Source organism: Saccharopolyspora tripterygii, from assembly GCF_054778355.1.
Genome location: NZ_BAAGZP010000033.1, coordinates 14,044 through 29,640, shown reverse-complemented (window position 1 = coordinate 29,640; position 15,597 = coordinate 14,044). Strand labels below are relative to the sequence as shown.

Genomic DNA, 15,597 nt, shown 5'->3' with positions numbered 1-15,597 from the left:
TGCTGCGCGGGCTGGTCCGGACGCGGGCTCGCCGGTCGCTGGCCGGTTCGCGTGCCGCAGAATCCCTGGTCACCAGCCTCGCCGGGTTGGGGGCGCCGGAACGGCAGGACGCCTTGCTGGAACTGGTGCGCGGCGAGGTCACCGCGGTGCTGGGACATGCCGACCCGAGCGCGATCGACCCGTCCCGGGCCTTCCAGGACCTGGGTTTCGACTCGCTGACCGCGGTCGAGCTGCGCAACCGGCTCGCCGCCACGAGCGGCCTGCGGCTGCCCGCCACCCTGGTCTTCGACCACCCCACGACCCACGCGCTCGCAGCGCACCTCAACGACGAGCTGTTCGGCGGGGCGGCCGATCCTGCGCAGTCCCTGCCCGCGCTCGCGAGCACCGTCGACGACCCGGTGGTCATCGTCGGCATGGCGTGCCGCTACCCGGGTGGCGTGTCGTCGCCGGAGGACCTGTGGCGGTTGGTGTCCGACGGGGTGGACGCGATCTCGGAGTTCCCCGACAACCGCGGCTGGGACATGGACGCGTTGTTCGACCCCGACCCGGATCACGTCGGCACCTCCTACGTGCGCTCAGGCGGATTCCTGCACGACGCGGGCGAGTTCGACCCCGCGTTCTTCGGGATGTCCCCGCGCGAAGCCCTGGCGACCGACGCCCAGCAGCGCCTGCTTCTGGAAGTCGCGTGGGAGTCGTTGGAGCGTTCCGGAATCGACCCGGTCTCGTTGCGCGGCAGCCAGACCGGTGTGTTCGCCGGGGTGATGTACAACGACTACGCCCAGCTCCTCGCGGGCGACGCCGAGGGCTACCAGGCGACCGGGGGCTCAAGCGTGGTCTCCGGCCGCGTCTCCTACACGTTCGGCTTCGAGGGACCTGCGGTCACGGTCGACACGGCGTGCTCGTCGTCGCTCGTCGCCACCCACTTGGCCGCCCAGTCCCTGCGCCAGGGGGAGTGCTCGCTGGCGCTCGCCGGTGGCGTCACCGTCATGTCCACACCCAGCGCGTTCATCGGCTTCTCCCGCCAGCGCGGTCTCTCGCCGGACGGGCGGTGCCGGGCGTTCGGCGAGTCGGCTGACGGTGTCGGCTGGTCGGAGGGTGTGGGTCTGTTGGTGTTGGAGCGTCTGTCGGATGCTCGGCGCAACGGGCATGAGGTTTTGGCGGTGGTGCGGGGTTCGGCGGTGAATTCGGATGGTGCGTCGAATGGTTTGACGGCGCCGAATGGTCCGTCGCAGCAGCGGGTGATTCGTCAGTCCTTGGCGAGTGCTGGCCTGTCCACTTCGGACGTCGATGTGGTCGAGGCGCACGGGACCGGGACGACTCTGGGTGATCCGATCGAGGCTCAAGCACTGCTGGCGACCTACGGTCAGGACCGCGAGCGGCCGTTGCTGTTGGGTTCGATCAAGTCCAACATCGGGCACACCCAGGCGGCGGCCGGTGTCGCGGGTCTGATCAAGATGATCGCCGCCATGCAGCACGGCCAACTGCCGCCGACCCTCCACGCCGACACCCCGTCCTCCCACGTGGACTGGGAAGCCGGAACGGTCGAACTCCTGACCAGCGCTGCCGAGTGGCCGCAGGCTGACCGCCCGCACCGGGCCGGCATCTCGGCCTTCGGCGTCAGCGGCACGAACGCGCACGTGATCCTGGAACAGGGTCCTGCGGTCGAGCAGCCCGCCGACCAACCGCAGGTGGTTCCCGCAGCGGTACCGTGGCTGCTCTCCGCGAAGTCCGAAACGGCCCTGGACGACCAGATCGCACGCCTCCGCTCGGCCGAGAGCTCCCCGCTCGACATCGCCTACTCGCTGGCCACCTCGCGTTCCCGGTTCGAGCACCGAGCGGCACTCGTCGCCACCGACGACGGCCTGGTCCCGGCCGCGCGCGGTCTCGCTCAGCCGCGATCGGTGGCGGTGCTGTTCACCGGCCAGGGATCGCAACGGCTAGGCATGGGCCGCGAACTCCACGCCCGGTTCCCGGTCTTCGCCGACGCCCTCGACACCGTGCTCGCCCACTTCGACCCCGAGGTGCGGGGGGTGATGTGGGGCCAGGACGCCGAAGCGCTGAACCGGACCGGCAACGCGCAGCTGGCGCTGTTCGCCGTCGAGGTCGCGCTGTTCCGGCTCGTGGAGTGGTTGGGGGTGCGCCCAGACCACCTGGCCGGACACTCGATCGGCGAGATCGCCGCCGCGCACGTGGCCGACGTGCTCTCGCTGCCCGACGCCTGCACGCTCGTGAGCGCGCGGGCGCGCCTGATGCAGGCGCTGCCCACCGGCGGCGCGATGGTCGCGGTGCAGGCCGGTGAGGCCGAAGTACTGCCGCACGTGATCGACGGGGTGTCCATCGCCGCGGTCAACGGCCCGAACTCGGTCGTGCTCTCCGGCGACGAAGCCGCGGTGCTGGAGGTGGCGTCGCGGTGGAAGTCGACCCGGCTGGCCGTCTCGCACGCCTTCCACTCGGCGCACATGGACCCCATGCTCGACGAGTTCCACGAGGTCGTCAGCGGCCTGACCTTCCACCCGCCGACGATTCCCGTCGTGACCTCGGGTGATGTGACCTCGCCCGAGCACTGGTCGCAGCACGTGCGCGAACCCGTTCGGTTCGCCGACGCCGTCGCCGACATGGTGGGCGCGGGCACCACGGCATTCCTGGAGCTCGGGCCCGACGGCGTCCTCTCCGGCATGGCGGCCGAGTCCGTCCAGAACGTCGGATCGCCCGACGAGACCGTGCTGGTCCCGCTCCTGCGCAAGGAACGCGGCGAGGAGGAATCAGCGGTCACCGCCCTGGTCCGCCTGCACGCGGCAGGTGTCGACGTGGCCTGGTCGTCGTTGTTCGAGGGGACCGGTGCCCGCCGGATCGACCTGCCCACCTACCCCTTCCAGCACGAGTGGTTCTGGCCCGCGCTCGCCGTCCGCCACGACAGCTCGCGGGGCCTCGGTCTGCTCTCGACCGAACACCCGTTGCTGGGATCAGCGGTGGAGCTGGCCGAGGGCGACGGAGCCCTGTTCACGAGCCGGCTGTCGTTGCAGTCCCACCCGTGGCTGGCCGATCACGTGGTCATGGGCAGCCCGGTCGTGCCGGGCGCGGCGCTGGTCGAGATGGTCGCCCGCGCCGGTGACGAAGTCGGGTGCCCCGGTGTCGAAGAGCTGACCCTGGTCTCGCCGCTGGTCCTGCCCGACAACGGCGGCGTCCGGGTGCAGGTCTGGGTCGGCTCGACCGATGAGTCGGGACGCCGTTCGGTCAACGTCTACTCCCAGTCCGACGGCGGTGAGGACCAGCCCTGGTCGCCCTGCGCCAGCGGCGTGCTCGGCGTCGACGGCCGCGAGGCCGACTTCGACGCCACCGCCTGGCCGCCCGCGGACGCGGACGCCGTTGCGCTCGACGACTGCTACGACCGGCTCGCCGACGCCGGGCTCGACTACGGCCCCGTCTTCCGCGGGCTGCGCGCGGTCTGGCGGCGAGGTGAGGACACCTTCGCCGAGGTCGCGCTGCCCGAGGAGGTGCAGTCCGACGGATTCGACCTGCACCCGGCGCTGTTCGACGCGTGCCTGCACGCGGCCGCCGTCGTCGCCGACGGTGAGCCGGGGCTGCCGTTCTCGTGGTCCGGCGTGTCGCTGCACGCCTGGGACGCGGTGGAGCTGCGAGTGCGGCTCCGCAAGGCCGACGACGGCTCGATGCGGCTCGCCATGGCCGATCCCGACGGCGTACCGGTGGCCTCCGTCGAGACGCTGACCGTGCGGCCGGTGTCCCGCGAGCAGCTGAACGCGCCCAGCGCTGGGCGGCGGTCCCTGTTCGGCGTCGACTGGAACCCGGTTCCGGCGGAGACGCTCGACGAACCGGCGACCGTGCTGGGCACCGACGTCTACGGGCTGGCGGAATCCCTGCGCGCGACCGGCGTCGAAGTCGGCACCGCATCCGATCTGAGCGCGGTGACCGGCGGCGTGGTGCTCGTCCCGATCGCACCCGAACCCGGCTCCGTCCCCGAATCCGTCCACGCGACGGTGTCCCGCGCGCTGACGGCGGTGCAGGACTGGCTGGGCGCGGAACGTCCCGCCGAATCCCGCTTGGTGTTCGTCACCCGAGGCGCGGTGTCCGGTGACGACGTGGCCGCCGCCGCCGTCGGAGGACTGGTGCGGTCCGCCCAGTCCGAGCACCCGGGCCTCTTCGGCCTGCTGGACCTGGACCCGGTTTCGGCCGAACCCGAGGCGATCGCACGGGCTTTGGGATCGGTGGAGCCGCAGCTGCTCGTCCGGGGCACCGAGGTCCTGGCGGCGAGGCTCTCTCGCGTGACGCCGCAGGACGAGCCGGACGGCTGGGCGGCCGACGGCTCGGTGCTGATCACCGGCGGCACGGGCGGCCTGGGCGCGCAGGTGGCTCGCCACCTGGTCGCCGAGCAGGGCGTGCGAGACCTGGTGCTGGTCAGCCGCCGCGGCTCGGCCGCAGCGGGCGCTGATGAGCTGACGACCGAGCTGACCGAGCTGGGCGCCCACGTCGACGTGGTGGCCTGCGACGTGGCCGATCGGCACGCGGTCGCCGAACTGCTGGAGCACCGGCGGGTGTCGGCGGTGGTGCACACCGCGGGCGTGCTCGACGACGGTGTCGTCGAATCGCTGACCCCGGAGCGGGTGGATGCCGTCCTGCGTCCGAAGGTGGACGCGGCGTGGAACCTCCACGACCTCACCGAGAACCTGTCCGAGTTCGTGGTGTTCTCCTCGGCCGCAGGAATTTTCGGCAACCCGGGGCAGGCGAACTACGCGGCGGGCAACGCGTTCCTCGACGCCCTGATCGAGCACCGTCGGGCGCAGGGCCTGCCGGGTGCTTCGTTGGCGTGGGGCGCGTGGGAGCAGGCCGGCATGGCGGCGAGCCGTTCGGGAATGCCGGCCCTGTCGGTGCCGGAAGGCCTGGAACTGTTCGACTCCGCCCTGTCCGCGGCACGGCCGGTGGTGGTGCCGGTGCACCTGGACCTGGCGGCGATCCGGGCCCGGGGTGAAGTCCCTCCGCTGCTGCGCTCCCTCGTCCGGAGCAGGATGCCCAGGGCGGCGTCGCGCACCGCGGAGTCGCTGGCGACCCGACTGAGCGGCTTGAACGATGCCGAACGCCAGGAAGCCCTGCTGGATCTCGTGCGCGGCGAGGTCGCCGCGGTGCTGGGGCACGCCGACGCGAACGCGATCGTCGCGTCGAAGGCGTTCCAGGACTTGGGTTTCGACTCTCTGACGGCGGTCGAACTGCGCAACCGGCTCGGTGCCACGACCGGTCTGCGGCTGCCCGCCACGCTGGTCTTCGACTACCCGAACACCGCTGTGCTCGCCGAGCACCTGCGTGACGAGCTCGTCGGATCCGACGCGGGCACGTCGGCCCTGCTGCCCGCCCGGGCCTCGGTCGCCGACGATCCGGTGGTCGTCGTCGGGATGGCCTGCCGCTATCCGGGAGGTGTGTCCTCGCCGGAGGACCTGTGGCGCTCAGTGGCCGACGGTGTCGACGCGATCTCGGAGTTCCCGACCGACCGCGGCTGGGACCTCGACGTGCTGTTCGATCAGGATCCGGAGCGCACCGGCGCGTCCTACGTTCGGTCGGGCGGGTTTCTCAGCGCAGCAGGCGATTTCGACGCCGAGTTCTTCGGGATGTCGCCGCGCGAGGCCCTGGCGACCGACGCGCAGCAGCGCTTGTTGCTGGAAGTCGCGTGGGAGTCGTTGGAACGCGCCGGAATCGACCCGACGTCACTGCGCGGGAGCCAGACCGGTGTGTTCGCCGGTGTCATGTACAGCGACTACGTCCAGCTGCTGAGCGGGGCGTCGGAAGGACACCAGGGGACCGGGAACTCCGCCAGCGTGGTCTCCGGCCGCGTCTCCTACACCTTCGGTTTCGAGGGCCCGGCGATGACGGTGGACACGGCGTGCTCGTCGTCGCTGGTGTCGATGCACCTGGCGGCGCAGTCGCTGCGGCAGGGGGAGTGCTCGCTGGCGCTGGCGGGCGGTGTGACCGTGATGTCGACACCCGGCTCGTTCGTGGAGTTCTCGCGCCAAGGCGGCCTGGCCCCGGATGGCCGGTGCAAGGCGTTCGGCGACGCCGCCGACGGCGTGGGCTGGTCGGAGGGTGTGGGTTTGCTGGTGTTGGAGCGTCTGTCGGACGCCCGCCGGAACGGGCACGACGTGCTCGCGGTCCTGCGGGGTTCGGCGGTGAATTCGGATGGTGCGTCGAATGGTTTGACGGCGCCGAATGGTCCGTCGCAGCAGCGGGTGATTCGTCAGTCCTTGGCGAGTGCTGGTTTGTCCACTTCGGATGTTGATGTGGTCGAGGCGCACGGGACCGGGACGACTCTGGGTGATCCGATCGAGGCGCAGGCGTTGCTGGCGACCTATGGTCAGGACCGGGAGCGGCCGTTGCTGTTGGGTTCGATCAAGTCCAACATCGGGCACACTCAGGCGGCGGCCGGTGTCGCGGGCGTGATCAAGATGATCGCGGCCATGCAGCACGGTGTTCTGCCTCGCACGTTGCACGCGGACGTGCCGTCGTCGCACGTGGACTGGGAAGCGGGTTCGCTGGAGCTGCTCCGCGCCGCGGCCGAGTGGCCGGACACCGGTCGTCCGCGTCGAGCCGGTGTGTCCTCGTTCGGCATCAGCGGCACCAACGCGCACGTCATCCTGGAGCAGGCGTCTGACGGAGCTGCCCAGGCGGAGCCCGCGCAACTGCACCCGAGCGTCGTGCCGCTGCCCGTGTCGGCGAAGACCGAGGGCGCGCTGGCCGGCCAGGTCGCGCGGATCCGCTCGTTCGTCGAGGACACCTCCGCGGTGGACGTCGGTTTCTCGCTGGTCGAATCGAGGTCGCTCTTCGAGCACCGCAAGGTTCTGCTGGCCGAGGGTGGGGGTGTGACCGAGGTCGCTTCGGGCTCTGCGGCTGAGGGTTCGTTGGCGGTGCTGTTCGCGGGTCAGGGATCGCAGCGGCTCGGCATGGGCCGCGAGCTCTACGGCCGTTTCCCGGTGTTCGCGAAGTCGTTGGATGCCGTGCTGGAGCACCTGGATCCGGGTGTTCGGGACGTGATGTGGGGTCAGGACGCGGAGGCGTTGAACCTGACCGGGTCCGCCCAGCCCGCCCTGTTCGCCGTCGAAGTCGCGTTGTTCCGGCTGATCGAATCCTTCGGCGTTCGGCCGGATTTCTTGGCGGGGCATTCGATCGGTGAGATCGCGGCTGCGCATGTGGCTGGGGTGTTCTCGTTGGAGGACGCGTGCGTGTTGATCAGTGCGCGGGCTCGGCTGATGCAGGCGCTGCCGTCCGGTGGCGTGATGGTGGCCGTGCGGGCTGGTGAGGCCGAGGTGCGGGAGCACCTGACCGACGGGGTGTCGATCGCCGCGGTGAACGGTCCGAACTCGGTGGTCCTGGCCGGCGAGGAAGAGCCGGTCGTTGCTGTCGCTGCGCGGTGGGAGTCCACGCGCCTGGAGGTGTCGCACGCGTTCCACTCGTCGTTGATGGATCCGGTGTTGGAGGACTTCCGGGAGGCGATCGGCGGTCTGTCGTTCGAGGTTCCGAGCATCCCGATCGCGACGAGCGGTGACGTGACTGATCCCGAGTTCTGGGTGCAGCACGTGCGCGAAACCGTGCGGTTCGCCGATGCCGTGGCCGACCTGTCCGACGCGGGTGCGACGGCGCTCCTCGAACTCGGCCCCGACGGGGTCCTCTCCGCTCTGGCCGCCGAGTCCGTCGAGAACGCGCTGCTGGTGCCGATGTTGCGCAAGGATCGCGGCGAAGAGGCCAACGCTGTCACCGCGTTCGCACACCTGCACGCGACCGGGATCGACGTCGACTGGCGGCCGTTGTTCAGCGGAACCGGCGCTCACCGTGTCGACCTGCCCACCTACGCCTTCGAGCACAAGCGGTTCTGGCCGACACCGGAAGCACAGCCGCACGACGCCTCGGGCTTGGGCCTCACCTCCACGGGCCACCCGCTGCTCGGTGCAGGCTCGGAACTGGCCGGCTCCGACGGGTTCCTGTTCACCAGCAGGTTGTCGCTGCGCTCGCAGCCCTGGCTCGCCGAGCACGTGGTGATGGGCCAGGTGATCGTGCCCGGTGCCGCACTGGTGGAACTCGCCATCCGCGCGGCCGACGAGGCCGGGTGCGATCGGGTCGAGGAGCTGACCACCGCGTCCCCGCTGGTGCTCCCGGCGGAGGCCGCGCTCCAGCTGCAGGTCTCGGTCGGCCCCGCCGACGAGTCCGGCAGCCGCCCGATCGCCATGCACTCGCGGCCCGACCACGCTGCGGACCCCGCGTGGACCGAGCACGCCACCGGCGTCCTCTGCACCGGTGACCAGCACGACGAACCCGATCTGGGGGAGTGGCCGCCCGCGCTCGCCGAACCGGTGGCGCTGGAGGGCTGCTACGACCGACTCGCCGACGCCGGGTTCGACTACGGCCCGATCTTCCAGGGCCTGCGCGCCGCCTGGCGCAGCGGTACCGAGGTCTTCGCCGAGATCGAGCTGCCCGAAGGTAGTGCGACCAGCGGATTCGGGCTGCACCCGGCGCTCCTGGACGCGAGCCTGCACGCCGCCTTCCTCGCCGACGACGAGGGCGCGGCCGGGCTGCCGTTCTCCTGGTCGGGTGTGTCGCTGCACGCCGCGGGTGCCACCGAACTGCGAGTGCGCCTGTCCCGAGGCGCGGACCGCACGATGACCCTCGACCTGGCCGACACCACCGGTGCACCGGTCGCCTCGGTGCGGTCGTTGGCCGTCCGCCCGGTCTCGCCCGAGCAGCTCGGCGGCGGCCTGGGCCGCGACGCCCTGTTCGGCGTCGAGTGGGTCCCGGCGGCCGCACCATCGGAGGCCGCTGCGCTGCAGTGCGCCGTGGTCGGCCCGGACTCGCTGGGGCTGCCCGGCACCGCTCACCGGAGCCTCGCCGATGTCGAGGCCGACGTGGTGCTCGTGCCGATCACGGGCACTGCGAACGCCGCGGTCTCCGCCCACGACCTCGCCGCGCACGCCCTCGGGCTGCTGCACGAATGGCTGTCCGAGGACCGCTTCGCCGAGTCGCGCCTGGTGTTCGTGACGCGGGGTGCGGTGCCGGGCGACGACGTGGCCGCGGCCGCGGCGTGGGGCCTGGTGCGCTCGGCGCAGTCGGAGCACCCGGGCCGGTTCGTGCTGTTGGACCTCGACTCCGGGCCGGTGGACGAGACGGTGATCCGGCGGGCGCTGTACAGCGACGAACCGCAGCTGCTGGTCCGCGACGGTGAGGTCCTGGCCGCCCGGCTGGCTCGCGTCGCGCCGCAGGGCGAGCCGGTGGACTGGGCCGTGGACGGCCCGGTCCTGATCACCGGTGGCACCGGTGGCCTGGGCGCCCAGATCGCTCGTCACCTGGTCGCTGACAAGGGCGTTCGCCAACTCGTCCTGGTGAGTCGGCACGGTCTCGACGCCGAGGGCGCGGGTACGCTGACAGCTGACCTGACCGAACTCGGTGCCCGGGTCGACGTCGTCGCCTGCGACGTGGCCGAGCGCGACGCCGTGGCGAGCCTGCTGGAACAACACGCGATCCGAGCCGTGGTGCACGCGGCAGGTGTTCTCGACGACGGCGTGGTCGAGTCGCTGACCTCGGAGCGGGTGGATGCGGTGCTGCGCCCCAAGGTGGACGCGGCCTGGAACCTCCACGAGCTCACCGAGAGCCTGTCCGCGTTCGTCGTGTTCTCCTCCGCTGCGGGCACGTTCGGCACTCCGGGGCAGGGCAACTACGCGGCGGGCAACGCGTTCCTGGACTCCTTGATCGAGCACCGTCGGGCGCAGGGCCTGCCGGGTGCGTCGCTGGTGTGGGGCGCCTGGGAGCAGGCCGGCATGGCCGCGCCGGGACGCCCCGGGATTCCTGCTCTGTCGGTTGCTGAAGGGCTGGAGCTGTTCGACTCCGCCTTGTCCACGGCGCGTCCGGTGGTGCTGCCGGTCCGACTCGACCTCGCGGCTCTGCGCTCCGCGGGGGAGGTTCCGCCGCTGTTGCGGGGACTCGTCCGGACCCGGTCTCGCCGGTCGCTGGCGCAGACGCGCACCGCGGAGTCGCTGGTCGCCAAGCTGAGCGGCTCGGGCACGGCCGACCGGCTGCAGGCTCTCGTCGACCTGGTGCGCGGCGAGGTCGCCGTGGTGCTGGGGCACGCCGATCCGAGCGCGATCGATCCTTCACGGGCGTTCCAGGAGTTGGGCTTCGACTCGCTGACCGCGGTCGAGCTGCGCAATCAGCTGGGAACCGTCACCGGCCTGCGGTTGCCCGCCACGCTGGTCTTCGACTACCCGACGACCCACGCGCTGGCCTCGCACCTGCGCGATGAGCTCTTCGGCGGTCTGGACGAGCCGTCGGCTGCGGTGCCGATCCTCGCGAGCAGGGCGGATGATCCGGTGGTCGTGGTGGGGATGTCGTGCCGCTATCCGGGTGGGGTCGCGTCGCCGGAGGACTTGTGGCGGTTGGTGTCCGGTGGTGTGGATGCGATTTCGGAGTTCCCGGTGGACCGTGGTTGGGATCTGGATTCGTTGTTCGATTCGGATCCGGGTAGTGCTGGGACTTCGTACGCGCGGCATGGTGGTTTCCTGCATGATGCGGGTGATTTCGATCCGGCGTTCTTCGGGATGTCGCCGCGGGAGGCGATGGCCACCGATGCTCAGCAGCGCCTGCTGCTGGAGACCGTGTGGGAGGCTCTGGAGCGGACCGGAGTGGATCCCGTCTCGTTGCGCGGCAGCCGCACCGGCGTGTTCGCCGGCGTGATGTACAGCGACTACAGCCGGCTCCTCGGCGGAAGCTCGGAAGGCCACCAGGGAACCGGGAACTCGCCCAGCGTCGTGTCCGGTCGCGTGTCCTACACGTTCGGTTTCGAGGGGCCTGCGGTGACGGTGGACACGGCGTGCTCGTCGTCGTTGGTGTCGATGCACTGGGCGATGCAGGCGTTGCGCAGCGGTGAGTGCTCGTTGGCGCTGGCCGGTGGTGTGACCGTGATGTCCACGCCGGGTTCGTTCGTGGAGTTCTCCCGGCAGCGCGGACTCGCTTCCGACGGCCGGTGCAAGGCTTACTCCGATTCGGCGGACGGCGTGGGCTGGTCCGAAGGCGCAGGCGTGGTCGTGCTGGAGCGTCTGTCCGACGCTCGGCGCAACGGGCACGAGGTCCTGGCGGTCGTGCGGGGTTCGGCTGTGAACTCCGACGGTGCGTCCAACGGTCTCACCGCGCCCAACGGCCCGTCGCAGCAACGAGTCATCCGCCAGTCCCTGGCCAGCGCCGGGCTGTCCACATCAGACGTCGACGTCGTGGAGGGCCACGGGACGGGAACCGCGCTCGGCGACCCGATCGAGGCCCAGGCCCTGCTGGCCACCTACGGTCAGGACCGCGAGCAGCCGCTTCTGCTGGGCTCGATCAAGTCCAACATCGGGCACACCCAGGCGGCCGCCGGTGTCGCGGGCGTGATCAAGATGATCACCGCCATGCAGCGGGGCGTCCTGCCCAGGACTCTGCACGCGGACACCGTCACTTCCCAGGTCGATTGGGAGTCCGGTGCGGTGGAACTGCTGACCGACTCCAGCGAGTGGCCGGAGGTGGACCGTCCTCGCCGGGCGGCCGTGTCGTCGTTCGGCATCAGCGGCACCAACGCCCACCTGATCCTGGAGCAGCCACCGGCCGTGGACGAACCGGTGGAGGACACCCAGGTCCTCCCCGGGGTCGTGCCGCTCCCGGTGTCGGCCAAGTCCGATGGCGCGCTGTCCGGGCAGGTCGAGCGCATCCGCGCCTTCGTCGAGGAGGAATCCGCGGTCGACATCGGGTTCTCGCTGGTCGAATCGCGGTCGGTGTTCGAGCACCGGGCGGTGCTGCTCGACGGGGACACGGGAGTCGTGGAGGCGGCGCGCGGCATTGCCGCCGAGCGGCCGCTGGCGATGCTGTTCTCAGGGCAGGGTTCGCAACGCATCGGCATGGGCTGCGAGCTCTACGGCCGCTTCCCGGTCTTCGCCGAAGCTCTGGACGAGGTGCTGCAACACCTGGACCCGGTCATCCGCGACGTGATGTGGGGTGCCGACGCCGAGGCCCTGAACGAGACCGGTGTCGCGCAGCCGGCGCTGTTCGCGGTCGAGGTCGCGCTGTTCCGGTTGGTCGAATCCTTCGGTGTGCGGCCGGATTACCTCGCCGGGCACTCGATCGGCGAGATCGCCGCCGCGCACGTCGCGGACGTGCTCTCGCTGCCCGACGCCTGCGCGCTGGTCACGGCCAGGGCGAACCTGATGCAGTCGCTTCCCGCCGGTGGCGCGATGGTGGCGGTGCGGGCCGGCGAGGCCGAGGTCTTGCCGCACCTGATCGAGGGTGTCTCGGTCGCGGCGGTGAACGGCCCGTCGTCAGTGGTGCTGGCCGGCGAGGAAGCCGCCGTGGCGGAGGTGGCGTCGCGCTGGAAGTCGACCCGCCTCCAGGTCTCGCACGCCTTCCACTCGCCGTTGATGGACCCCGTGCTGGAGGACTTCCGCGAAGCCATCAGCGGGCTGACGTTCCAGTCACCGAGCCTGCCGGTTGTGGTCTCCGGTGATGTGAGCTCGCCGGAGTTCTGGGTGCAGCACGTGCGCGAAGCCGTGCGGTTCGGCGATGTCGTCGCCGACCTCGCCGACGCGGGCGTGACCGCGTTCCTGGAACTGGGGCCCGACGGGGTCCTCACCGCGATGGCGGCCGAGTCCGTGGAGGACGCCGTGCTGGTCCCGATCCTGCGCAAGGACGGTGCCGAAGAGGTCGCCGCGGTCACCGCGATGGCGCAGCTGCACGTGGCGGGGGTCGACGTGGACTGGGCGCCGCTGTTCACCGGAACCGGTGCTCGGCGCGTGTCCCTGCCCACCTACGCCTTCGAGCACAAGCGGTTCTGGCCGATGCCGACCACGCAGTCCCGGGACGCCTCGGGGCTGGGTCTGCAGGCCGTCGAGCACCGCTTGCTGGGAGCGGCGGTCGAATTGGCCGGTTCGGACGGGTACGTGTTCACCAGCCGGTTGTCGCTGCGCTCGCAACCCTGGATCGCCGACCACGTCGTCATGGGTCAGGCCATGGTTCCCGGCGCTGCGCTGGTCGAACTGGCGGTGCGCGCGGGTGACGAGGTCGGCTGCGGCCGGGTCGAGGAGCTGACGCTGGCCTCGCCGCTGGTGCTGCCCGAGGAGGGTGCGGTCCAGCTGCAGGTCTCGGTCGGCGCTCCGGACGATTCCGATCGCCGCAACGTCACGGTCCACTCCCGCCTCGACGGTGATGCTGACGCGCCGTGGGCGGAGAACGCCACCGGTGTGCTCGCGTCTGAAGAGGACCCGGCACCGGTCGACCACGGTGCGTGGCCGCCCGCGAGCGGGGAGCCGGTGCCCCTGGAGGACTGCTACGAGCGGTTCGCCGAGGCCGGATTCGACTACGGCCCGGTGTTCCAGGGCCTGCGCGCCGCGTGGCGACGCGACGGAGAGCTCTTCGCCGAGGTGGCGCTGCCCGACGGGATCGACGCCGACGGTTTCGGGCTGCACCCCGCGCTGCTGGACGCGTGCCTGCACACGGCGTTCCTCGCCGAGGGCGACGGCGTGGCCGGTGTCCCGTTCGCCTGGAACGGTGTGTCGTTGTACGCCACGGGTGCTTCGGAACTGCGGGTGCGGCTGTCGGTGGCCGCGGACGGCTCGATGACCATCAGGACGACCGACACGACCGGATCGCCGGTCGCGACGGTGGACTCCCTGGCCGTGCGCCCGGTATCGGCCGAGCTGGTCGGCCAGGCGGTGACGCGGGACTCCTTGTTCGACGTGGAGTGGACCGCTGTCACCACGACCGACGCCGCCGAACCGGACTGGGCCGTGCTCACCCCGGACCTGCTCGGACTGCCCGGCACCGCGCACCCGGACCTAGCGAGCGTCGAGGCCGAAGCGGTGCTGGTCCCGATCACCGGAGCCGTGGACGACGTGGTCACCTCCACGCACGACCTCGCCGCGCACGCCCTCGACTTGGTGCGGGAATGGCTGGCCGACGAGCGCCTCGCCGACTCCCGCATGGTGTTCGTGACGAGGGGAGCGGTGTCGGGCGCCGACGTGGCCGGGGCCGCGGTGTGGGGCCTGGTGCGCTCGGCTCAGTCGGAGCACCCCGGCCGGTTCCTGCTGGTCGACGTGGACTCGGCGGAGGTGGACCCTGCGGTGCTGGCCGGGGCGCTGGCCTCCGGTGAGCCGCAGCTGCTCATCCGCGACGGCGACGTGCTGGCACCGCGCCTGGCGAGGGTCGGCCCCTCGCGCGGCACCGCTTGGAACGCGGAGGGCACGGTCCTGATCACCGGGGGTACCGGTGGTCTGGGTGCGCTGGTGGCTCGTCACCTGGTCACCGAGCAGGACGTCCGCCGCGTGCTGCTGGTCAGCCGCCGAGGCTGGGACGCCACCGGTGCTGAGAAGCTGGTCGCGGATCTGGCGGAGCTCGGCGCCACGGCGGACGTGGCGGCCTGCGACGTCGCCGACCGCGCGGCGTTGGCCGATCTGCTGGAACGGCACCGGGTCTCGGCCGTCGTGCACACCGCGGGCGTGCTCGACGACGGTCCTGTCGAGTCGCTGACCGCGCAACGCCTCGACGCCGTGCTGCGACCGAAGGTCGACGCCGCCTGGAACCTGCACGAGCTCACCGAGGACCTCTCGGCGTTCGTCGTGTTCTCGTCGATTGCGGGCACGTTCGGCAACCCGGGTCAGGGCAACTACGCAGCCGGCAACGCGTTCCTCGACGCGCTGATCGAGAAGCGCCGGGTTCTCGGACTCCCGGGCACCTCCCTGGTGTGGGGCACGTGGGAGCAGACCGGGATGGCCGCGGACGTGGCGACCGAGCGGATGGCCAAGTCCGGCATGCCGCCGCTGTCGGTGGACGAGGGGCTGAACTTGTTCGACGCGGCCCTGGCCGTCGACGAGCCCGTGGTGCTGCCGGTCCGGCTGGACCTGGCTGCGATCAGGGCCCGCGGCGAGGTGCCGCCGCTGCTGCGGAACCTGGTGCGGCGCCGCACGCGTCGGACGGCCACCGAGCCGACGGCCGAGGCGCTGACGGCGCGGCTCGCCGGTCGCACGGCCTCCGAACGCGCCGAGATCGTCCTCGACCTCGTCCAGCGGCAGGCCGCCGAAGTGCTGGGCCACGACGATCAAGGTGCGGTCGAGCCCGGTCGACAGTTCCAGGAGATGGGCTTCGACTCGCTGACAGCGGTGGAGTTCCGCAACCGGCTCAGCGCGGCGGTGGCCGCGCGGCTCCCCGCCACGCTGGTGTTCGACTACCCCACGCCGAACGAGCTGGCGCGGTTCCTGCTCGGCGAACTCGTCCCCGACGAGGGAGCCGGGGTCACGTCGATGTTGGCCGACCTGGAGCGGCTGGCGAACGCGCTCACCGGAGCCGACATCGACGACGAGGTCCACAAGCAGGTCGCCGGCCGACTCGAGGTGCTCCGGTCGAGGTGGGAGTCCCTGCGGGTCGAGAACCCGTCCGACGAGGCCCAGGTCGACCTGGACACGGCCTCCGACGACGAGATGTTCGCCTTGCTCGACAACGAACTGGGCGACGGCTGATCGGGAAGTCCGCGGTGCGCGGTGGGGCGCGCACCGCGGACACCCGTTGTCGTCCGGCTCGGGGAGCGCTTGTCCCTCTTGAGTT

Annotated in this window: 1 pseudogene; it reads left to right on the top strand. The window is 71.3% G+C overall.

From position 1 onward, the window contains the following. Positions 1 to 86: 86 nt before the first annotated feature. Positions 87 to 15,512: pseudogene (locus tag ACYVF3_RS23855) on the top strand (SDR family NAD(P)-dependent oxidoreductase); the annotation flags it as partial. Positions 15,513 to 15,597: the final 85 nt, after the last annotated feature.